The following is a 22,222-nucleotide window of genomic DNA, read 5'->3' as shown; positions in this document are numbered from 1 at the left end:
CCGTGGGGAATTACTCAGAGACGGTTTTTTTCTTGCTGCGCATCAGGTTGAGCGCTTCGACCGACATTGAGAAGAACATCGCAAAGTAGATATAACCTTTCGGTACATGTACCTGGAAGCTTTCCAGCATCAGGGTGAAGCCCACCAGGATCAGGAACGCCAACGCCAGCATTTTCACCGAAGGGTGACGGTTAACGAACTCGCCAATAGGTCGGGCGGCAAACATCATGACGCCAACGGCAATCACCACCGCCGCCATCATAATAAACAGATGGTCGGACAGGCCTACCGCGGTAATCACCGAGTCCAGGCTGAAAATAATATCCAGCAGCATAATCTGCACGATGGCGCCAAAGAAGCCGTGCACTTTAGTGTTGTGCTCTTCCTCTGAACCTTCGATGGTTTCATGGATCTCTTTACTGGCTTTCCAAATCAGGAACAGCCCACCCAGCAGCAGGATCAGATCGCGTGCCGAGATACTGTGGTCCATAACGCTAAACAGCGGGTGGGTCAGACGGATCACCCAGGCAATAGAGGCCAGCAGCCCCAGACGCATTAACATTGCGCCGGCCAGCCCGATGCGGCGAGCCTTGTTCTGCTGCGCTTTCGGCAGCTTGGACACCACCAGCGAAAGGAAAATGATGTTATCAATACCCAGAATGATCTCAAGAATGGTCAGCGTACCTAACGCTAACCAGGCATTGGGATCCATAATCCACTCAAACATTGTCGAGCCACACCTTAATAAAAAACAAAGGCTGAATTATACGCGTTTATTGATACAGCGACACTGTTAGCTAAACGCGACCTAAACAAAAAGGATCAGACCAAGAAATGTCTTGCCAATAAGGCGCCGGTGAAGCTTTTTTTCAGATAAAAGCCGCGCGGCAATGTGAGGATCGGCTGACCCTGTTCGCCGATAGCTTCGGTCAGGGCCTTACTGTTGGCCGCTTTGGGACGCAGTTGCAGCACCTCACCGTGGCGGGCGGTGATCCGCTCTACGTGGCCGAGCACAATCAAATCCATCAGTTCCTCCCAGTCGCGGCGCAGCATCTCTTCTTCTTCGGCGTTTGGGCTCCACAACAGCGGTGAACCGATACGGCGCTGCGCCAACGGGATTTGCCGCTCGCCTTCTACCGGGATCCACAGCACCCGCGCCAGCTTATGGCGTACATGGCTGCTGGCCCAGGTGACACCGCTGTTGCCGGTTAAGGGGGCTACGCAGACGAAGGTGGTTTCCAGCGGTTTGCCGGCGGCGTCTATCGGGATGGTTTTCAGCTCGATGCCCAGCTCGGGGAAATCCTGTTCCGGTTTGCTGCCCGCCATGGCGCCAAGATACTGCTCCAGCAGCATGCCAACCCAGCCTTTATCACGTTTCAGATCCCTGGGGATAGCCAATCGCGCACCTTCGGCCAGTTCGCCCAGGTGACAGCCGGCAAGCCGCTGTGCCCTTTCAAACAGCTGTTGTTCGTTTTCTGGAGGAGGGGGCAAAGGAGATAAAAACGCCATAATACAAGCCTGTTAGATTTGGTTGAAAAACGTACTGTATTTGTCCACAGAGAACTTTGACCGGAAAGGACTGGGGAAAAGAATAATAGTAGCATGATTTTCCATGACTTTTTCTCTCTCCCCCGACAGAGGAAAAATTCCGGCTGACGCTTGTGCACCTGTAGCCACCGACAATAAACAGGATCTTACACCTATTTATCCACAGATTTATGGGATAACCCAAATTTTTACCGATCACTGGTTCGATTTACAGCCTTGACGCAGGCACTTTTTTGCGAAATTGTCCGTTTTGTGCGTAACTCATACGGATAATCTGTGGATAAAAACGACGTTGGTGGATCTTTCGCCAGGGTAAGATCCTTAACGGACATAGATCACATTTTTGCTCTGTATAGGGCTGTTGATAATTACATATGTATATGTTTTTAAGTAATTAATGTGATTTTTATATTTCCGGGGTTTTTAGGCTCACCAGAGTTTTACCGGCTTATCCCTTGAGTTCTTCACATACCTATCCACAGAAAAAGTGAATAAAACCCGGTGTAAATCCTTCTGCATGTTTATAACTTTGCCATTATCTGTGAGTTATCCCAATGTTATCCGGTTTGCAGCGCCGCAAAGCAGTGGTTTACCGCCTGTAGCTTGTGTGAAACAATCAGGGTATCTATGCGAATTTAAGCTTATCGAGGTAGTCCGGTGATCGATGATGATGGCTACCGCCCGAATGTTGGTATCGTAATCTGTAATCGTCAGGGGCAAGTCCTGTGGGCTCGCCGTTACGGTCAACACTCCTGGCAGTTTCCCCAAGGTGGGATTAACCCTGGTGAAACCGCAGAACAGGCAATGTACCGTGAGCTGTTCGAAGAAGTGGGGCTGAGTAAAAAGGATGTGCGTATCCTGGCCTCAACCCGCAACTGGTTGCGCTATAAATTGCCAAAACGTTTGGTGCGTTGGGACACAAAGCCGGTTTGTATCGGCCAAAAGCAGAAATGGTTTCTGTTGCAGTTAATGTGCAATGACGCTGATATCAATATGCAACGCAGCAGCACGCCGGAGTTTGACGGCTGGCGCTGGGTGAGTTTTTGGTATCCGGTGCGCCAGGTGGTGTCGTTCAAACGCGACGTTTACCGCCGGGTGATGAAAGAATTCGCCGTCACCGTGATGCCGATGCAGGAGCAGGCAGCACAGCGGCAGACCCCCGCTTATCGCCGGAAGAGAGGTTAAGTTAAGCCGACTATGCTCACGCGCTTGCGAGAAATTGTTGAGAAGGTGGCCGCGGCGGCCAGCCTGACAGATGCGCTGGATCTTTTGGTCAATGAAACCTGTCTGGCAATGGATACAGAAGTCTGTTCCATCTACCTGGCGGACAACGACCGCCGCTGCTATTACCTGATGGCGACACGCGGGTTAAAAAAACCGCGTGGGCGCGCTATCGCACTGGCATTTGATGAAGGTATTGTCGGATTGGTCGGACGCCGTGCGGAGCCGATTAACCTGGCAGACGCGCAGAGCCACCCCAGCTTCAAATACATTCCCCAGGTGAAAGAGGATCGTTTCCGATCCTTCCTCGGCGTGCCGATCATTCATCGCCGCCAGCTGCTGGGTGTATTGGTGGTGCAGCAGCGTGAGCTGCGCCAGTTTGACGAAAGCGAAGAATCCTTCATGGTGACCCTGGCCACGCAAATGGCCGGGATCCTCTCGCAGTCACAGCTTAACGCCATTTTTGGTCAGTATCGTCAGACGCGCATTCGTGCACTGGCGGCATCGCCGGGCGTCGCGGTAGCGGAAGGCTGGCAGGACAGCAGCCAGCCGTCTCTCGACCAGGTTTACAAAGCCTCGACGCTCGATACCGCCAGCGAGCGCGAACGCCTGACTCAGGCACTTGAAGAAGCCGGTGCGGAATTCCGCCGTTTCAGCAAGCGCTTTGCCGCCAGCTCGCAAAAAGAGAGCGCGGCGATCTTCGATCTTTACTCTCACCTGCTCAACGACGCTCGCCTCAAGCGCGAACTCTTTGCCGAGATTGATGCCGGCTCCGTAGCGGAATGGGCGGTTAAACAGGTGATCGAAGTCTTTGCCGCCCAGTTTGCCAGCCTGCAGGACACCTATATGCGTGAGCGCGCCAGCGATCTGCGCGCGCTCGGCCAGCGTCTGCTATTCCATCTCGATGACACCACCCAGGGCGCTACCCAGTGGCCGGCACGTTTTGTGCTGGTGGCCGATGAGCTGACCGCGACACTGCTGGCTGAAATGCCGCAGGACAGGCTGGTCGGCGTGGTGGTGCGCGACGGTGCCGCCAACTCCCATGCAGCCATATTGGTGCGGGCAATGGGCGTACCGACGGTGATGGGCGCGGATATTCAGCCTGCGCTGCTCAGCCAGCGGCTGCTGATTGTCGACGGTTATCGCGGCGAACTTTTGGTCGACCCCGAACCGGTGCTGGTGCAGGAATACCAACGGCTGATCAGCGAAGAGCTGGAATTAAGCAGGTTGGCGGAAGATGACGTTGAGCAACCGGCCCAGCTCAAAAGCGGCGAGCGAGTTCAGGTAATGCTTAATGCCGGCCTCAGCCCGGAACATGAAAAGCTGCTGGGCGGGCGGGTTGATGGCGTTGGTCTGTACCGTACCGAAATTCCTTTTATGCTACAGAGCGGCTTCCCTTCCGAAGAGGAGCAGGTCGCCCAGTATCAGGGCATGTTGCAGATGTACCCGAATAAGCCAGTGACGCTACGCACGCTGGATATCGGTGCCGATAAACAACTGCCCTATATGCCGATCAGCGAAGAAAACCCGTGCCTGGGCTGGCGTGGTATCCGCATTACCCTGGATCAACCGGAGATCTTCCTGATCCAGGTGCGAGCCATGCTGCGCGCCAATGCCGGTACCGGCAATCTGGGCATACTGCTGCCGATGATCACCAGCCTGGAGGAGATCGACGAGGCACGCAGGTTGATCGACCGCGCAGGGCGGGAAGTGGAAGAGGTACTGGGTTATGAAATCCCCAAACCCAAATTGGGCATCATGCTGGAAGTCCCTTCGATGATCTTCATGATCCCGCATCTGGCCGGGCGCGTTGAGTTTATTTCGGTGGGGACCAACGACCTGACCCAATACCTGCTGGCGGTAGATCGCAACAATACCCGGGTGGCTTCACTGTACGACAGCCTTCATCCTTCCATGTTGCAGGTGCTGAAGCTGATAGCCGTTCAGTCCAGGGCCGTCGGGCTGCAGGTCAGCCTGTGTGGTGAACTGGCCGGTGACCCTATGGGTGCTCTGCTGCTGGTGGGGATGGGCTACCGCAACCTGAGCATGAATGGCCGCAGCGTGGCGCGGATAAAATATCTGCTGCGACACATTGAGCTGTCCGACGCCGAAGTGCTGACCCAGCGGGTGCTTAACGCCCAAATGACCACCGAAGTGCGCCATCAGGTGGCGGCATTTATGGAACGTCGTGGTATGGGCGGTTTGATCCGCGGCGGCAAGTAAGGCCGCGGGCTGACTGATTTTTTTACAGAACTTTTCCCGGCGTGCCAGTCCGAAGGCGGTTAAGCTTATGCTATTATCCGCTTCCTCAACTGCGTTGAAAGCCACGGAAAAATAGTGTTCCCGCTGAGTTTCACCGCGTTTGGCACCTGCCGCCCCCGGATGGGGAAGAATAATAGACATGTTGTGGTGATAGATGACCAATAGCTATCTGGCGTTTCCTAAATTTGATCCGGTGATTTTCTCGATCGGCCCGGTTTCTCTGCATTGGTACGGTCTGATGTACCTGGTTGGCTTTGTTTTTGCCATGTGGCTGGCGGTACGCCGGGCTAACAAACCCGGCAGCGGCTGGACCAAGGATGAAGTAGAGAACCTGCTGTACGCCGGTTTCCTCGGTGTGTTCATCGGTGGGCGCGTGGGTTATGTGTTGTTCTACAACCTGCCGCTGTTCATGGAAAACCCGCTCTATCTGTTCAAAGTCTGGGATGGCGGCATGTCATTCCATGGCGGTTTGATGGGGGTGATCCTGGTGATGTTCTGGTTCGCTCGCCGCACCAAACGTACCTTCTTCCAGGTTTCTGATTTTATCGCCCCGCTGATCCCATTCGGCCTGGGCGCCGGTCGCCTGGGCAACTTTATCAACGGTGAACTCTGGGGCCGTGTGACTACCGATACCCCATGGGCGATGCTGTTCCCAAGCTCGCGTGCAGAAGACGTGGCGCTTGCCGCCGCCGACCCGAAATTGTTGCCTATCCTGAACCAATACGGCGTGTTGCCGCGTCACCCGTCCCAGCTGTATGAACTGCTGTTGGAAGGCGTGGTGCTGTTTATCATTCTGAACCTGTTTATCCGCAAGCCGCGGCCGATGGGCGCCGTCTCCGGCCTGTTCCTGATTGGCTATGGTGCATTCCGTATTATTGTCGAAGCTTTCCGCCAGCCGGATGCCCAGCTCGGCCTGTTCGACGGCGTAATCAGCATGGGGCAGATCCTGTCCGTTCCTATGGTGGTGGCCGGTATTATTATGATGATTTGGGCGTATCGCCGCCGCCCGCAGCAACAACTGTCGTGAGGAACAAATGAAACAGTATCTGGATTTGATGAACAAAGTGCTCGCCGAGGGCACCCCTAAAGCCGACCGTACCGGCACTGGCACCTTGTCGATATTCGGCCACCAGATGCGTTTCAATTTGCAGGAAGGGTTTCCGCTGGTCACCACCAAAAAGTGTCACCTGCGTTCGATCATCCATGAACTGCTGTGGTTCCTGAATGGCGATACCAACGTGGCTTATCTGCGGGAAAACAACGTCAGCATTTGGGACGAATGGGCCGACGAAAACGGCAGTCTTGGGCCGGTATATGGCAAACAGTGGCGTGCCTGGGGCACGGCGGATGGTCGTCAGATCGATCAATTGACCACCGTGCTGAACCAGTTGAAACAGGATCCGGATTCACGCCGTATCATTGTTTCAGCCTGGAACGTGGGGGAGTTGGATCAGATGGCGTTGGCACCGTGCCACGCGTTCTTCCAGTTCTACGTGGCGGATGGCAAATTGTCTTGCCAACTGTACCAGCGTTCCTGCGATGTGTTCCTCGGCCTGCCGTTCAACATTGCCAGCTATGCGCTGTTGGTACATATGATGGCGCAGCAATGTGACCTGGAAGTGGGTGATTTCGTCTGGACCGGCGGCGACACTCACCTGTACAGCAACCATATGGAACAAACCCGGCTGCAACTTACCCGTGAACCGCGTGCCTTGCCGAAGCTGGTGATTAAGCGCAAGCCGGCATCGCTGTTCGATTACCGTTTCGAAGACTTTGAAATCGAAGGTTACGATCCGCACCCAGCCATCAAGGCACCGGTTGCCATCTGATTTTTACCCGATGATTGATCCCCAAGGGCGCACTGGTTGCGCCCTTGTTTATTTCTGCCGATCCGCCCTGATTGTTTCTGCGTTCCGCTTCGCATTTTGTTGGTTTCTCCCGCCAGTTTCATAGAAAGGTTGCGCGGCGCGCTTCAGGCCGGATAACGCCGTCTTTATCTTGTGGTGCCCCTGGTTACACTGGCCGCCATGAACGACAAGATGATTTTCAACATTGATGGCCAGCGCGGGATGACGCTGATTGAGCTGCTGGTGGTGATAACCCTGGCAGGCCTGCTGACCGGCTGGGGGGTTAGCCACTGGCGTCATTATCAACAGGCTTTGCGGCTGGAACATACCGCGCAGCAACTACTGGCATTTCTCACCCGGTTACAGGCTGACGCCAACTGGCGCAACCGCACGGCACTGCTGGGGTTTAAAACCGGCGATCCCTGGTGTATCGGCAGTGGTGAAGCGCCAGTGGATTGTGCAGCGCTCGGCGATGATGTGTTCAGCCCCGGCTATCGGGACGTGCAACTGGCGGGTTTTACTCAAAAGGATATGGGATTTTATGGTCTGCGTAACAATGCGCAGGCCGGGCACATCTTGCTCAGCAATGGCGCAGGCCGCCTGCGGTTGGTGCTGTCTGCCAAGGGGCGGCTACGGCTATGCAGTGAAGGCGTGAGCATGAGAGGGATCGCGACATGCCAGCCCTAGAGCGTGGTTTTACCTTGCCGGAGGTGATGCTGGCGCTGACGTTTGGCAGCCTGATTGCGTTGGCGGCGGCTAAAACTTATCCGGTCTTGCGTCAGCACAGTGTCGATGTGGGTCGGCATTATCGGCTGGAATCGGTGCTGCGGCAGTTAGCCTTTGGCATTGAGAAAGATCTGCGCCGCGCCGGTTTCTGTGCCGGTCAGTGCCAGGGGCAACCCTTGTTGATTGGCCGGGTGGGCGGGGAGGCCGTGGGCAGTTGTGTGATAGTCGCCTATGACATCACCCGCAGTGGGCGCTGGGAAACTTTCGGCGCTGACGCCGGATACTTCGGTTACCGCTTACGGCAAGGTCGGCTGGAAGGGCAACGTGGGGTGAGACACTGCCATGGCGCTGGCTGGGAGCGTCTGCTGGATAACGACGAAGTGCGTATTGAAGCCTTCAGCGTCAAGGTGAAGGCGGGCGACAGTGGTAAACGCTGGGTTGTCTTGACCTTGAGTGGCCGTTCAAAAGCGGATGGCGGTATACGGCGCAGTCTGCAGTGGGCGGTTAATATGGCCTCGCTGCCATGAGCGCTGGCGGGCAGCAGGGAGGCAGCACTCTGGCGGCGGTGATGATGCTGCTGGTGATGGGGCTGATGCTATTGAATGCCCAGCATCGCCAACTGGACAGTGCTTTGCTGCTGGCTGCCGACGAGAAGCAATATTTACAGGCTTACAATCAGGCCGCTTCGGCGCTTAGTTGGGGTGTTGCGCAGCCCTGGCCAAGCGGCAGGCTCGCCGCCAACGGCTGGTGGTGCCAGCAAACCGGCGAGCTGCGGGCCTGTGCAAAGTTATCCTCTCAGGCAGGCATGGTGCTGGTACGTGGTGATGCGCAGATGAGCCGTGGGGAACCGTTGCGGTTATATCAACGAACCCAGCCTGATGGTTCAGGGGGCGCCATTGCGCTGAGAGCGGAGACCGGCGGCTGGTTGGATTTTTGCCCTGAAAAAAAGCAGGCTGACTGTGCGGAGTAACCAACGGGGATTCAGCCTGCCGGAGGTACTGATTGCCGCGTTGCTGTTCGCGGTGTCGCTGCTGGGATTGTTACAGTATCATCAGGTGCTGTTGCAGTCGTTCCAGCGTCAGTGGCAGTATCGACAGGCCTGGTCGTTGGCGCATCAGCAATTGGAAGTTTTCGCCGCTACCGGGCGGGTGGATGTCGGGCTACCGCTACCGACACCCGGATGGCAGCGTCAGACCGGGTTAAGCACCCCGCAAGCCGACTGCCAACGGCTGACGGTAAGAATACAAACGCCCCAACGGCAGTGGGCGGAACTCAGTCGTTGGTACTGCATACGTCAGTGATCCGGCAGATATTTTGTTTTAAGGGAGCTCCCAATGTTTAGGGTTTATCATTCCAATCAGTTGGATTTGCTGAAAACGTTAACCAGCGCGTTGATAGCCAGAGAGCCATTGGCCGATCCTTTTCAACAGGAAGTGGTGCTGGTGCAGAGCCCCGGTATGGCGCAGTGGCTACAGATGCAACTGGCGGAACAGTTTGGCATTGCTGCCAACATCGCTTTCCCGCTGCCGGCTACCTTCATCTGGGACATGTTTACCCGGGTGTTACCGGGGATCCCGAAAGAGAGTGCCTTCAGCAAAGATGCTATGACCTGGAAGCTGATGTGGCTGCTGCCCGATCTGCTCACTCAGCCTGAATTCGCCCCGCTGCAGCATTACCTCACTGACGACGGCGACAAGCGGAAGATCCACCAGCTTGCCGGCCGGGTAGCCGACCTGTTTGACCAATATCTGGTGTATCGCCCGCAATGGCTGGAAAGCTGGCAGAAAGGCGAACGCATTGACGGACTGGCGGAGGCACAGCAGTGGCAGGCCCCCCTGTGGGCACGACTGGTCGAATACACCCAGGAGCTGGGGCAACCGGAATGGCATCGTGCCAACCTGTATCGCCGTTTTATCAGCGCGTTAGATAAAGCTGAATCCCCACCTGCGGGGTTGCCGCCTCGGGTGTTTATCTGCGGCATCTCGGCCTTGCCGCCGGTATATCTGGAAGCGCTGCAGGCGCTGGGCAAGCATATCGATATTCATCTGATGTTCACCAACCCCTGCCGCTACTATTGGGGGGACATTCAGAGCCAGTCCTTCCTGGCGAAATTACAGAGCCGCAAAAGGCAGCATTATCGCGATAAAACGGAATATTCGTTATTCAGGGATCCGGATAACGCCTCGGCATTGTTTAATGACGCCGGCGAGCAAGACCTGCCGAACCCGCTGTTGGCCTCATGGGGCAAGCTGGGGCGCGACCACCATTTTTTACTTTCGCAGATTGAATCTTCAGAAGAGGTTTTTGCCTTTGTGGATATCCCTGCGGACAATCTGTTGCATGGCATTCAGCACGATATGCTGGAGCTGAAGAATAGCGCGGTGATAGGCACCACCCCGGAAACGCTGGAGAGCAGCGACACCAAACGTCGACTGGATCCGGCCGACAGGTCTATCAGCCTGCACGCCTGCCATAGCCCGCAGCGTGAGGTAGAGGTGCTGCATGACCAACTGTTGAGCATGCTGGCAGGTGATCCTGAGCTGACGCCGCGGGACATCATCGTGATGGTGGCGGATATCGACAGTTACACCCCTTATATTCAGGCGGTGTTCGGTAACGCCTCGCCCGAACGTTATCTGCCGTTTGCCATCTCTGACCGAAAAGCCAGCCAGGCGCACCCGGCGCTACAGGCGTTTATTTCGTTATTGGATCTGCCGCAGAGCCGTTTTACCTCAGAACAGGTACTGGCTTTGCTGGAGGTTCCAGCACTGGCGGCGCGTTTCTCCATTCGGGAGGAAGGCTTGCGCCTGCTGCGCCACTGGGTTGGTGAGTCTGGCGTGCGCTGGGGGCTGGATGATGACAACGTGCGTGAATTGGATCTGCCCGCTACCGGCCAGCATACCTGGCAATTTGGCATTACGCGCATGCTGCTGGGCTACGCGATGGACAGCAATGCCGGTGATTGGCAGGGCGTTTTGCCTTATGACGAGTCGAGCGGGCTGGTCGCCGAACTGGCCGGGCAACTGGCGGAACTGCTGGCGGCGCTGAGTCGTTGGCGGCAACGGCTGGGGCAGGCACGCTCTTTGCCGGAGTGGCAGCCACTGTGTCGCCAGTTGCTTGAGACCTTCTTTGAGCAGGACGGCGAAACGGAAGTGGTGTTGGCACTGATAGAGCGGGAGTGGAACAAGCTGTTTGAATTCGGGCTGGCGGCGCGCTATCCCGATGAGGTCCCGCTGTCTATCCTGCGGGATGAGTTGGCTGCACGCCTCGATCAGGAACGCATCAGCCAGCGTTTCCTGGCCGGGCAAATCAACTTCTGTACGCTGATGCCCATGCGTTCTATCCCATTCAAAGTGGTTTGCCTGTTGGGCATGAACGACGGGGTTTATCCGCGCACTCTGCCGCCGCTAGGCTTTGATCTGATGGCGCAACAGGTCAAACGTGGTGACCGCAGCCGCCGGGATGATGACCGTTACCTGTTCCTGGAAGCGATTTTGTCGGCGCAGCAACGGCTGTATATCAGCTTTATCGGCCGCTCCATTCAGGATAACAGCGAGCGTTATCCTTCTGTGTTAGTGACCGAACTGCTGGAGTACCTTGAGCAAAGTTATTGTCTGCCGGGCGATGAACATCTGGACGCTGATGGCAGCGCACGTCGGGTGGGTAAACACTTGCTTAACTGGCATTCACGCATGCCGTTCGCTGCTGAGAATTTTCTGCCCGACACCGAGGAGCAAAGCTATGCGGCAGAATGGTTGCCTGCCGCCGATCGGCGCGGTGCGGCGCATCCGCCGTTTAATCAGCCCCTGTTGCCGGATGAGAAAACTCAGATCTCGCTGGACGATTTGTTGCGCTTCTACCGCCACCCGATCCGCGCCTTCTTCCAATTGCGGCTGGGGGTCAGTTTCATCCTGGAAGAAACCGAACTGCCGGATGAAGAACCCTTCACCCTGGATAATCTCAGCCGTTATCAGTTCAACAGCCAACTGCTGAACACCCTGATTGAGGGTGAGGACGCCAGCCGCCTGTTTCAGCGGGTACGAGCTGCCGGCGGGTTGCCTTTTGGCCCCTTCGGCGAAATTTACTGGCAGAAACAGCAAGAGGAGATGAGCGAGCTGGCCGAACAGATACGCGCCGAACGTAGCGAAGGGCACAGCCTGGAACTGGATATCGACATTGCCGGTGTGCACATCAGCGGCTGGTTACATCAGGTACAAGGCGATGGACTGCTGCGTTGGCGGCCATCAACCTTATCGGCCGTCGACGGTATATTGCTGTGGCTGGAACATCTGGTGTACTGCTGCGTCGGGGGCAGCGGCGAAAGCCGCATTTACGGGCGCAAAGGGGCTGTCTGGCGTTTTGCTGCATTAAGCGTGGAAGAGGCCCGCGAGCAATTGGCCGAACTGGTGGCGGGTTATCAGCGCGGCCTGTGTCAGCCGTTACTGTTGCTGAATAAAAGTGGCTGGGCGTGGCTGAGCCAGTGTTACCAGTCGCAAACGCAGCAGATTGACTGGGATGAAGAGGTGCAAGTCAAGGCCCGGGGCAAGCTGCTACAAACCTGGCAGGGCGACCAGCGTATTCCGGGTGAGGGTGAAGACCCTTATGTGCAGCGGGTATTCCGCCAGTTGGATAATATTTATTTAGCGCAAATTCTGGACGAAACAGAGCGTTATCTGTTGCCGGTGGCACGGCATAACCTTGGGTAACAATCCCCCGGTGGTACTGATTGCCCTGAGGTGGTAAAAATAATCAGGGTTATATTCAACTATCGGGGTTAGTCCCGGTCTTACATAACGTACAGGCATATAGCTTTTGTTGTTTTGATGTACGCCGTCAACGTCAGGGATGTGACGCGACGGCGTCTGAATAGGGGTTTATTTTGGATATGCGCAGACAATTGGCCCGCATCACCGGGTTAGTATTAGTGGTTATGTTTTGGGCGCCGTTGAGCTGGGCCGCACAGGGATGGCAACCGCTGGCGGAGAAGATCAATAAAAGCGATCACGATCCGCGCCAATATCAGGCGATCAAGCTGACCAACGGCATGACCGTGCTGTTGGTTTCCGATGCTCAGGCGCCGAAATCACTGGCGGCGCTGGCGCTGCCGGTCGGCTCGCTGGAAGATCCGAACAGTCAGCTTGGGTTAGCGCACTACCTGGAGCACATGGTGCTGATGGGATCCAAGCGCTATCCGCAACCGGAAAACCTGTCGGAGTTCCTGAAGAAGCACGGTGGCAGCCATAACGCCAGCACCGCGTCTTACCGCACTGCGTTCTATCTGGAAGTGGAAAACGACGCGCTGGCCCCTGCGGTAGACCGCATGGCGGACGCCATCGCCGAGCCGCTGCTGGATCCGGGCAACGCCGATCGTGAACGTAATGCGGTCAACGCCGAACTGACGATGGCACGCTCACGCGACGGTATGCGCATGGCGCAGGTCGGGGCGGAAACGCTGAACCCGGCTCACCCGAGCGCGCGTTTCTCTGGCGGTAACCTCGATACCTTAAAAGACAAGCCGGGCAGCAAACTGCACGATGAACTGACGGCATTCTACCAACGTTATTATTCTGCCAATCTGATGATGGGGGTGCTGTACAGCAACCAGCCATTGCCGGAACTGGCTGAACTGGCGGCCAAAACCTTTGGCAAGGTCCCTAACCGAGACGCCAGCGTACCGCCGATCAAAGTCCCGGCGGTCACCCCTGAACAGCAGGGCATCATTATTCATTATGTGCCGGCCCAGCCGCGCAAACAGTTGAAAGTAGAATTCCGCATCGACAACAACAGTGCCGAATTCCGCAGCAAGACCGATACCTATATCAGTTACCTGATTGGCAACCGCAGCCAAAATACCCTGTCTGACTGGCTGCAAAAGCAGGGATTGGCGGATGCCATCAATGCCGGGGCCGATCCTATGGTCGATCGCAACGGCGGCGTATTCTCGATCAGCGTCTCGCTGACCGATAAAGGCCTGGCCAAGCGTGACGAAGTGGTCGCGGCCATCTTCAATTACCTGAAAATGTTGCGTAGCGAAGGCATCAAGCAAAGCTATTTTGATGAGATTTCCCACGTACTGAATCTGGATTTCCGCTATCCGTCGATCACCCGTGATATGGACTACATCGAATGGCTGGTGGATACCATGCTGCGCGTACCGGTCGAACATACGCTGGATTCGCCTTACCTGGCCGACCGCTATGACGCCAAGGCCATTGCCGAGCGTCTGGACGCCATGACGCCGCAAAATGCGCGTATCTGGTTCGTCAGCCCGAATGAGCCGCACAACAAGATGGCCTACTTCGTCAATGCGCCGTATCAGGTCGATAAAATCACCCCGCAGCGCTTTGAGCAGTGGCAGCAACTGGGTAAAGGGATCAGCCTGTCGTTACCCACGCTGAACCCGTATATTCCTGATGATTTCAGCCTGACCAAACCTTCGCACGAGTTTAAAAAGCCGGAGATGGTGGTCGACCAACCGGGCCTGCGCGTGTTGTATATGCCGAGCCGTTACTTTGCCGACGAGCCTAAGGCTGACGTCACGGTGGCGTTCCGCAATGCGAAAACCATGGATTCTGCACGCAACCAGGTCTTATTCTCTTTGACTGACTATCTGGCAGGGATTTCACTGGATCAACTGAGTTATCAGGCTTCGGTTGGCGGGCTGAGTTTCTCAACCTCGCCGAACAACGGTCTGGAGTTCAGCGCCAATGGCTTTACCCAGCGTCTGCCGCAACTGTTGACCTCACTGATCGAGGGCTACTCCAGCTTCACACCGACCGAAGATCAGCTGACGCAGGCCAAATCCTGGTATCTGGAACAGTTGGATTCCGCCGAGAAGGGCAAAGCGTTTGAACTGGCTATCCAGCCGGTGCAGATGGTGTCCCGCGTGCCTTACTCCGAACGCAGCGAGCGCCGTGAGGTGCTGAAAACCCTGACGCTGAAAGACGTGCTGGCCTACCGTGACAGCCTGCTGGCCGAGGCGACACCGGAGTTGTTGGTGGTGGGCAATATGAGTAAGCAGCAGGTGGATACCCTGGCCTCCACGCTGAAACACCGTCTGGGTTGTACCGGTGTTGAATGGTGGCACGGCGAAGACGTTGAAGTGACTAAAAGCCAGTTGGCCAATTTGCAGCGGGCAGGCAGCAGCACCGACTCGGCGCTGGCGGCAGTGTATGTGCCGACCGGCTACGACGAAGTGACCGGCATGGCTTACAGCTCGCTGCTGGGCCAAATTATCCAGCCATGGTTCTACAGCCAACTGCGTACCCAGGAACAGCTGGGCTACGCGGTGTTTGCTTTCCCGATGTCCGTCGGCCGTCAGTGGGGGATTGGTTTCCTGCTGCAAAGTAACAGCAAGCAACCGGCGTACCTGTATCAGCGCTATCAGGATTTCTACCCGAAAACCGAGAAGCGCCTGCGAGAGATGAAAGAAGCGGACTTCGAGCAGTATAAGCAGGCGATGATCAACGAACTGAAACAGCGTCCGCAAACCCTGAGCGAAGAAGCCGGCCGCTTCTCCAATGACTTCGACCGTGGCAACTTCGCATTTGATACTCGTCATAAGCTGATTGAGCAGATCAAGCAGTTGACGCCGAGCAAACTGGCGGATTATTTCCACCAGGCGGTGATTAAGCCGCAGGGGCTGGCGGTGCTGTCGCAGGTGAGTGGCAGTGGGCAAGAGAAGGCGGATTACGCCGTGCAGCCGAGCTGGGTAACTTATCCAAACGCCTCTGCGCTGCAGAAAACCCTGCCGCGTAAGGTGGCGACGCCATGACAGAGACCACCCCGCAGCGACTTGATCCGCTAACGTTGCCGCTGTTTGGCGAGCGGTTGATAGAAGCGTCGGCGGGGACCGGTAAAACCTTTACCATCGGTGCGCTGTATCTGCGCCTGCTGCTTGGCCTGGGCCAGGCGGCGGCCTTTCCCCGGCCGCTGACGGTAGAGGAGATCCTGGTGGTGACCTTTACCGAGGCCGCCACCGAGGAGCTGCGTGGACGTATCCGTAGCAATATCCATGGCTTACGCATTGCTTGTGTGCGTGGCAGCAGTAAAGATCCGTTATTTAACGCGTTAATGGCGGAAATTGACGATCTGCCCGATGCCGCTGCACAGTTGCTGGCCGCCGAACGGCAGATGGACGAAGCGGCAATTTACACCATCCACGGTTTTTGCCAGCGTATGCTGACCCACAACGCCTTCGAGTCCGGCATTCTGTTTGAGCAAACGCTGGTGCAGGATGAACTGCCGCTGCGCCGTCAGGCCTGTGCGGACTTTTGGCGTCGTCATTGTTATCCGTTGCCGATCGGTGTTGCCAGGGCGGTGAGCCAGGAGTGGAGCGGCCCGGAAGCGCTGCTGGCCGATCTTTCCGGCTATCTGCATGGTGAAGCTCCCATGCTGCGTCGGCCGCCGAAGGATGAAGAAACGGTGCTGATGCGCCATGAGCAAATAGTGGCGCGTATTGACGCCATTAAAGCGCAGTGGCTGGCAGCTGCGGGCGATCTGGAAGCGTTGATCAACCAGTCTGGCGTTGATAAGCGCAGTTACAGCAGCAAAAACCTGCCTAACTGGCTGCACAAAGTCGGTGAATGGGTCGTGCTGGAAACTCAGGACTATCAGCTGCCGAAAGAGCTGGATAAATTCCGTCAGTCGGTACTGCTGGAGAAAACCAAAAAAGGCGAACCGCCGCGCCATGCATTGTTTGTGGCGATCGACGACCTGTTCGATGAACCGCTGACACTGCGTGATTTGATCATGGCGCGGGCGCTGAGCGAGATACGTTTGTCCATTCAGCAGGAGAAACGCCAGCGGGCTGAGCTGGGGTTTGACGACCTGTTAAGTCGGCTGGACAGTGCGTTGCAGAGTGACGGTGGTGAACGTTTGGCACAGGCGATCCGCCAGCGTTACCCGGTGGCGATGATCGATGAGTTCCAGGATACCGATCCACAGCAATACCGCATCTTCCAAAAACTCTATGTCGGCAGGCCTGAATGCGGCCTGTTGCTGATCGGCGATCCCAAGCAGGCAATTTACGCTTTCCGTGGTGCCGATATCTTTACCTATATGCGCGCCCGTTCAGAGGTAAGCGCCCACTACACGCTCGAAACCAACTGGCGCTCCTCACCGGCGATGGTGGAAAGCGTTAACCATCTGTTTGCGCAGGTGGAAAAACCTTTCCTGTTCGGCCAAATTCCCTTTATTGAGGTGGCCGCCGCCGAGAAAAATCGGGGGCTGGCGTTTGAGCTGCACAACCAGCCGCAGCCGGCGATGCAGTTCTGGCTGCAGCAGGGGGAAGGTGTTGGCGTTAGTGAGTACCAACAATTGATGGCACGCCTGTGCGCCACGCAAATCCGCGACTGGCTCAGCGCCGGGCAAGACCAACAGGCCTGGCTGGTAGACGGCAAAAAACGGCGGGTGGTAGAGGCGTCAAACATTACCGTGCTGGTGCGCAGCCGCAATGAGGCGGCATTAGTGCGCGACGCCCTGAGTGCGCTGGCGATACCTTCGGTTTATCTGTCCAACCGCGACAGCGTATTCGATACGCCAGAAGCCAAGGATTTGCTGTGGCTGCTGCAGGCAGTGCTGGCGCCGGAGCAGGAACGTACGCTGCGCAGTGCCATGGCGACCGGGCTGATGGGGCTGGACGCTCCGACGCTGGACGGCTTGAACCGGGATGAGCGTGCCTGGGATGCCCTGGTCAATGAGTTCGATAAATATCGCACGCTGTGGCTGCGCCGCGGCGTGTTGCCGATGCTGCGTGAGGTGATGAATCAGCGCCATCTGGCAGAGAACCTGTTGGCCAGCCTCGGCGGTGAGCGCCGGTTGACCGACGTGATGCATCTGGGCGAGCTATTGCAGGAAGCCTCCGCACAGCTCGACAGCGAGCATGCGCTGGTGCGTTGGCTGGCGCAGCAGATTGCTCAGCCCAATCGGCAGTCCGACAACCAGCAGCTACGGCTGGAAAGTGACCGCCATTTGGTGCAGGTGATCACCATCCATAAATCCAAAGGGCTGGAGTTCGATCTGGTATGGCTGCCGTTCGTTGGTAATTTCCGTCAGCAGCAGCAGGTGCTTTACCACGATCGCCACAGCTTCCAGGCCCTGCTGGATCTCAACGCCGATGAGCAAAGTATCGAATGGGCGGAGGAGGAGCGGCTGGCGGAAGATCTGCGCCTGTTGTATGTCGCGCTGACCCGTTCGGTCTACCACTGCAGCATCGGCATTGCGCCGCTGATTCAGGGTACCCGCAAGAAACAGGGTGATAGTGATTTACACCGCAGCGCGCTGGGCTATCTGGTGCAGGCTGGCCAGGCCGGCGATGCGGCTTATCTGCAGCAACGTCTGCAAAAGTTGGCCGTCGATGGTGTTGCGCTGTCGCTGGTCGAAACCCTGGACGAGCAGCCCTGGCAGCCGCAAACGCCAGACTTGAGCGAGCTGGCGGCGAAACACTTCTCACGTCAGGTGCAGGATTTCTGGCGGGTGACCAGCTATACCGGTCTGCAACAGCACGGCACCAGCCTGATGCAGGATTTGTTGCCTCGGTTGGATGTAGATGCCGCCGGCGAGCAGGCGCAGGACAGTGAGCCAGCGCTCACACCGCATACCTTTCCGCGTGGCGCCGGTCCGGGAACCTTCCTGCACAGTCTGTTTGAAACGATCGACTTTACCCAACCGCTCGATGAGGCGTGGTTGCTGGAGCAGTTGCAACAACAAGGGTTTGCCGAACACTGGCAACCGATACTGCTGGCGTGGATGCAGGTGCTGTTGAACACCCCGCTTAATGATACCGGCGTCGCTTTGTCAGCGCTGGCCCCGCAGCATAAGCAGGCCGAGCTGCAGTTTTATCTGCCGATCGAGCAGCTGTTGCAGGCGCGTGAACTGGATAAGCTGGTGAAAAGTTACGATCCGCTTTCTGCCCGCTGCCCTGAGTTGGATTTCCAGCAGGTGCAGGGGATGCTGAAAGGATTTATTGACCTGGTGTTCTGCTGGCAGGGGAAATATTACCTGCTGGACTACAAATCCAACTGGTTGGGCGAAGACAGCAGCGCCTATACCCAACCGGCGATGGAGCAGGCGATGGCGGAACATCGTTACGACTTGCAGTACCAGCTATACACGCTGGCACTGCACCGCTATCTGCGCCATCGATTGCCGGATTATGATTATCAGCGGCACTTCGGTGGGGTGATTTATCTTTTCCTGCGCGGTGTGGATGCACAGCATCCGGGCAACGGCATTTTCGCCTGCCGCCCGCAGGAGCCATTGGTGGAAGGCATGGATTTGTTATTCAGCGGTAAAACCGCTGCGGTGGAGGATGCATCATGATCGCTCTACTGGAACAGGCGCAGGCGCTTGGCGTGTTACGCCCACTGGATTTGCAGTTCGCTCGCGTAGTCGCTGGAGCGGATGAGCCTGAGATGCTGCTGGCTGCTGCCTGCCTCAGCGCGGAGGCTGGTGCGGGGCACGTTTGCCTGATGCTGGAGCAGCTGCTGCCGGAAAACCTTTTTGACGGACGTCAGCCGGAGCTGGCTCAGGCTGCGTGGTTGGCGGCAGGGCAGTTGGATGTGGCCGGTTGGCAACGGCGGCTGTCGGCCAGTGCGGCGGTGGGCGACGGCAGCACCGCGATGCCGATGGTGTTACAACAACAGCGCTTGTATCTGCAGCGCATGTGGCAGAACGAGGGTGAGGTTGCCGCCTTTATCAGTGATGGCAGCATCAGCAGCGACAGCCTGACTCAGACGGTTGAAGAGGCCGACCTGCGTGCCATTCTCGACCAATTATTTGGTGAGGCGACCGATGAACCCGACTGGCAGAAAATTGCTGCCGCGGTGGCCGCTACGCGACGTATTGCGGTGATTTCGGGTGGGCCGGGCACCGGTAAGACCACCACGGTCGCCAAATTGCTGGCGGCGCTGGTGCAGCTCGACGAAGGGAGGCGTTTGCGCATCCAGTTGGCGGCGCCTACCGGCAAAGCGGCGGCGCGTTTAACCGAATCCCTGGGCAGCGCCGGCAAACAACTGGCGTTAACCCCGGAGCAGCGTGCGCTGTTCCCTACCGAGGCCTCCACGTTGCATCGCCTGCTGGGCGCTCAGCCCAACAGTCAGCGTATGCGCTATCACAGTGGCAACCGGCTGCATCTGGACGTGCTGGTGGTCGATGAGGCCTCCATGGTCGACCTGCCTATGATGGCGCGTTTGATTGCCGCCTTGCCAGCTCAGGCACGGGTGATTTTCCTGGGCGACCGCGATCAACTGGCGTCGGTAGAAGCTGGGGCGGTACTGGGAGATATTTGCCGCTTTGCCGAGCAAGGTTACAGTGTGGCGCGTGCGGAGCAACTTTCGCGGCTGACCGGCTGCCTGTTGCAGGGGCAAACTGCCCAGGCGGAAGCTGCGGTACGCGACAGTCTGTGCCTGCTGCGCAGAAGCTACCGGTTTGATGCCAATTCGGGCATTGGTCAATTGGCCTTTGCCGTGAACGCCGGTGATGGCAAGCGGGCAATGGCGGCGCTCAGCGGCAGTTTCGCTGACGTTAGCGGTTATCCACTGGCGGAAACGCAAGACTATCAGGCGCTGTTGGATGCCTGCGTGGCGGGTTATCGTGATTATCTGCGATTGGTGGGCGAAGGGGCGGACGCCGCGGCGGTATTGGCGGCGTTCGGTCATTTCCAGGTGCTGTGCGCGCTGCGCGAGGGGCCTTTCGGCATCGCCGGATTAAATGAACGCATTGAGACGGGGCTGCAACGTGCCGGGCTGATCCAGCGTAAGCCGGGAGCCGCTGGGCGTTGGTATTCCGGCCGTCCGGTGATGATTGGTCGCAATGACAGCGCTCTGGGGCTGTTTAATGGCGATATTGGCATTGCCTTGCGGGATGAGAGCGGTGAACTGCGTGTTCACTTTCAATTGCCGGACGGCAGCATCAAGTCGGTGCAGCCGAGCCGGTTACCGGCGCATGAAACCGCTTATGCGATGACGGTGCACAAGTCACAGGGCTCGGAGTTTGACCATACGGTACTGGTGCTGCCCAATCATTTCCTGCCGGTGCTGACCCGTGAACTGGTGTATACCGCAATCACCCGCGCTCGCAGGCAGCTTTCGCTGTATGCCATCGATGCAGTTTTGATGCGGGCGATCCGTACCCCGACCCAGCGCCGTAGCGGGTTGGCGGAGCGATTGCAGATCAAGGCTTAAGCGATGATGGACAGGGCGCAGCACGCTGCGCCCGCCAACAATTACAGATCCGCCAGCAGGATCTTGGAACGGCGTTGATAGTTGTACAGCGCCTGTTTTTCAACCGGTAGCACGTCGACTTCCGCCGGCGTGAAGCCACGCTCCTGGAACCAGTGGATGCTGCGGGTAGTCAGCACAAACAGTTTACTCAGGCCCATCTGGCGTGCCTGACTTTCCACCCGTTGAAGCAGCATTTCACCCCGTGACGAACTGCGGTAGTCAGGATGAACCGCAACGCAGGCCATCTCGCCAATCTTCTCTTCCGGGAACGGATACAGCGCTGCGCAAGCGATGGTCAGGTTATCGCGCTCAATAATGGTGAATTTGTCGATCTCCATCTCCAGTTGCTCACGTGAGCGGCGTACCAAAATACCCTGCTGCTCAAGCGGACGGATCAGCTCGAGGATGCCGCCGATATCGTTAATCGTCGCCCGGCGCACTTGTTCAGCGCTCTCCATCACTATCTGGGTGCCGATACCATCACGGGAGAACAGCTCCTGCACCAGCGCACCGTCTTCCTGATAACTGATCAGGTGGCTGCGGCGCACGCCGCTACGGCAGGCCTTCACCGCACCACGCAGGAAGCGCACGGTGCCGGAATGATAGTCGCCATGCTCCTCCAGCTCTTCAATGCGTTTTTGCGCGTCGTTGGGGAACAGTTCGGAAATGATGGTGCCTTCCTGATTGGTGACCCCCTGTGACGAACAAAAGCCGATCATTTTCTCGGCCTTCAGCTTGACTGCCAACTGGGTTGCCACTTCTTCCGAGGTCAGGTTGAAGCTTTCGCCGGTGACGGAAACGGCCACCGGGCCAATCAGCACGATGGCATTGCTGTCGAGCTGACGGTGAATGGCTTCTTCATCAATACGGCGGATGCGGCCGCTGTGGCAGTAGTCCACACCGTCATCAATCCCCAGCGGCTGGGCGATGATAAAGTTACCGCTGACCACGTTGATATGCGCGCCCTGCAATGGCGTGTTGTTGAGGCTCATTGACAGCCGGGCGGTGATATCCAGTTGCAGCAGACCCGCCGCCTGTTTAACCAGCTCCAGCGTATGGGCATCGGTGACGCGGGTGTGCTTGTGATAAATCGGTTCGAGATTATGCTGCGCCAGATTGACGTCGATCTGAGGCCGCGCGCCATAAACCACCACCAAACGAATACCCAGACTATGCAGCAACCCGATGTCGTTAACGATGTTGGCAAAGTTCTCATGTTCTATGGCTTCGCCACCAAGCATAACGACAAACGTCTTGCCACGGTGGGCGTTGATATAGGGAACTGAGTGACGGAATCCTTGGACCAGCTCTGTACTACGTTCCTTCACGGCCAAACCTCATTTGCATATTTATACGATATTTTTGTATTTTTATTCTTTTATCGCCCTAATGGCA

The 22,222-nt window shown here is 57.0% G+C and carries 15 protein-coding genes; 12 read left to right on the top strand and 3 right to left on the bottom strand.

What is annotated here, in order from left to right; all coding sequences use genetic code 11:
- Positions 1 to 10: 10 nt before the first annotated feature.
- Both FCL49_RS22630 and mutH read right to left on the bottom strand, forming a co-directional pair.
- Positions 11 to 727, bottom strand: a complete 717-nt coding sequence (locus tag FCL49_RS22630) for a TerC family protein (RefSeq protein ID WP_135317775.1) — start codon at positions 725 to 727, stop codon at positions 11 to 13.
- 95 nt (positions 728 to 822) lie between these two features.
- Positions 823 to 1,509 (bottom strand): DNA mismatch repair endonuclease MutH, encoded by a 687-nt coding sequence (gene mutH / locus FCL49_RS22625; protein ID WP_174355219.1) that lies wholly within the window; start codon positions 1,507 to 1,509, stop codon positions 823 to 825.
- A gap of 696 nt (positions 1,510 to 2,205) precedes the next feature.
- On the opposite strand from mutH, the gene rppH reads away from it, so the two are divergent.
- From rppH to recD, 12 genes are all read left to right on the top strand, one after another.
- On the top strand, positions 2,206 to 2,733 hold the full coding sequence (gene rppH / locus FCL49_RS22620) for an RNA pyrophosphohydrolase (protein ID WP_012146527.1): 528 nt from the start codon (positions 2,206 to 2,208) through the stop codon (positions 2,731 to 2,733).
- Between the two features lie 12 nt (positions 2,734 to 2,745).
- Positions 2,746 to 4,992, top strand: coding sequence for a phosphoenolpyruvate--protein phosphotransferase (ptsP, locus tag FCL49_RS22615; protein ID WP_135317773.1), 2,247 nt, complete (start codon positions 2,746 to 2,748; stop codon positions 4,990 to 4,992).
- A gap of 193 nt (positions 4,993 to 5,185) precedes the next feature.
- Positions 5,186 to 6,058, top strand: coding sequence for a prolipoprotein diacylglyceryl transferase (gene lgt, locus FCL49_RS22610; RefSeq protein ID WP_135317772.1), 873 nt, complete (start codon positions 5,186 to 5,188; stop codon positions 6,056 to 6,058).
- 7 nt (positions 6,059 to 6,065) lie between these two features.
- Positions 6,066 to 6,860 carry a thymidylate synthase gene (gene thyA / locus FCL49_RS22605; protein ID WP_135317771.1) on the top strand — a complete coding sequence of 265 codons (795 nt, stop codon included), beginning with the start codon at positions 6,066 to 6,068 and terminating at the stop codon, positions 6,858 to 6,860.
- 198 nt (positions 6,861 to 7,058) lie between these two features.
- Positions 7,059 to 7,565 (top strand): prepilin peptidase-dependent protein, encoded by a 507-nt coding sequence (locus tag FCL49_RS22600; RefSeq protein WP_174355218.1) that lies wholly within the window; start codon positions 7,059 to 7,061, stop codon positions 7,563 to 7,565.
- A complete protein-coding gene (locus tag FCL49_RS22595) occupies positions 7,553 to 8,131 on the top strand; it encodes a prepilin peptidase-dependent protein (RefSeq protein ID WP_174355217.1) in 579 nt (192 codons plus the stop codon). The genes FCL49_RS22600 and FCL49_RS22595 overlap by 13 nt, the downstream gene beginning before the upstream one ends.
- Positions 8,128 to 8,574 (top strand): YgdB family protein, encoded by a 447-nt coding sequence (locus FCL49_RS22590; protein ID WP_174355216.1) that lies wholly within the window; start codon positions 8,128 to 8,130, stop codon positions 8,572 to 8,574. The genes FCL49_RS22595 and FCL49_RS22590 overlap by 4 nt, the downstream gene beginning before the upstream one ends.
- Entirely contained in the window at positions 8,564 to 8,905 is a 342-nt protein-coding gene (locus tag FCL49_RS22585; RefSeq protein ID WP_174355215.1) for a prepilin-type N-terminal cleavage/methylation domain-containing protein, read from the top strand. Before FCL49_RS22590 ends, FCL49_RS22585 begins: the two co-directional genes overlap by 11 nt.
- Positions 8,906 to 8,938: 33 nt before the next feature.
- Positions 8,939 to 12,310, top strand: coding sequence for an exodeoxyribonuclease V subunit gamma (gene recC, locus FCL49_RS22580; protein ID WP_174355214.1), 3,372 nt, complete (start codon positions 8,939 to 8,941; stop codon positions 12,308 to 12,310).
- Positions 12,311 to 12,489: 179 nt separating this feature from the next.
- Entirely contained in the window at positions 12,490 to 15,378 is a 2,889-nt protein-coding gene (gene ptrA, locus FCL49_RS22575) for a pitrilysin (RefSeq protein ID WP_174355213.1), read from the top strand.
- The gene (gene recB, locus FCL49_RS22570) at positions 15,375 to 18,926 is read left to right on the top strand and encodes an exodeoxyribonuclease V subunit beta (protein WP_174355212.1); all 3,552 of its coding nucleotides are present in this window, start codon (positions 15,375 to 15,377) and stop codon (positions 18,924 to 18,926) included. Before ptrA ends, recB begins: the two co-directional genes overlap by 4 nt.
- Entirely contained in the window at positions 18,923 to 20,788 is a 1,866-nt protein-coding gene (gene recD, locus FCL49_RS22565; RefSeq protein WP_174355211.1) for an exodeoxyribonuclease V subunit alpha, read from the top strand. Before recB ends, recD begins: the two co-directional genes overlap by 4 nt.
- Positions 20,789 to 20,829: 41 nt before the next feature.
- Here recD and argA read toward each other — a convergent pair whose 3' ends face one another.
- Positions 20,830 to 22,155 carry an amino-acid N-acetyltransferase gene (gene argA / locus FCL49_RS22560; protein WP_135317763.1) on the bottom strand — a complete coding sequence of 442 codons (1,326 nt, stop codon included), beginning with the start codon at positions 22,153 to 22,155 and terminating at the stop codon, positions 20,830 to 20,832.
- Positions 22,156 to 22,222: the final 67 nt, after the last annotated feature.

Source organism: Serratia proteamaculans (assembly GCF_013337185.1).
In the GTDB taxonomy this organism is placed as follows: Bacteria; Pseudomonadota; Gammaproteobacteria; order Enterobacterales; family Enterobacteriaceae; genus Serratia; species Serratia proteamaculans_D.
This window is presented reverse-complemented; position numbering and strand designations above follow the sequence as displayed.

What these genes read in the sequence shown, in the direction of transcription:
- FCL49_RS22630 (WP_135317775.1), bottom strand. Translation starts at nt 727, where the DNA reads ATGTTTGAGTGGATTATGGATCCCAATGCCTGGTTAGCGTTAGGTACG.
- mutH (WP_174355219.1), bottom strand. Translation starts at nt 1,509, where the DNA reads ATGGCGTTTTTATCTCCTTTGCCCCCTCCTCCAGAAAACGAACAACAG.
- ptsP (WP_135317773.1), top strand. Translation starts at nt 2,746, where the DNA reads ATGCTCACGCGCTTGCGAGAAATTGTTGAGAAGGTGGCCGCGGCGGCC.
- lgt (WP_135317772.1), top strand. Translation starts at nt 5,186, where the DNA reads ATGACCAATAGCTATCTGGCGTTTCCTAAATTTGATCCGGTGATTTTC.
- thyA (WP_135317771.1), top strand. Translation starts at nt 6,066, where the DNA reads ATGAAACAGTATCTGGATTTGATGAACAAAGTGCTCGCCGAGGGCACC.
- FCL49_RS22600 (WP_174355218.1), top strand. Translation starts at nt 7,059, where the DNA reads ATGAACGACAAGATGATTTTCAACATTGATGGCCAGCGCGGGATGACG.
- FCL49_RS22595 (WP_174355217.1), top strand. Translation starts at nt 7,553, where the DNA reads ATGCCAGCCCTAGAGCGTGGTTTTACCTTGCCGGAGGTGATGCTGGCG.
- FCL49_RS22590 (WP_174355216.1), top strand. Translation starts at nt 8,128, where the DNA reads ATGAGCGCTGGCGGGCAGCAGGGAGGCAGCACTCTGGCGGCGGTGATG.
- recC (WP_174355214.1), top strand. Translation starts at nt 8,939, where the DNA reads ATGTTTAGGGTTTATCATTCCAATCAGTTGGATTTGCTGAAAACGTTA.
- ptrA (WP_174355213.1), top strand. Translation starts at nt 12,490, where the DNA reads ATGCGCAGACAATTGGCCCGCATCACCGGGTTAGTATTAGTGGTTATG.
- recB (WP_174355212.1), top strand. Translation starts at nt 15,375, where the DNA reads ATGACAGAGACCACCCCGCAGCGACTTGATCCGCTAACGTTGCCGCTG.
- recD (WP_174355211.1), top strand. Translation starts at nt 18,923, where the DNA reads ATGATCGCTCTACTGGAACAGGCGCAGGCGCTTGGCGTGTTACGCCCA.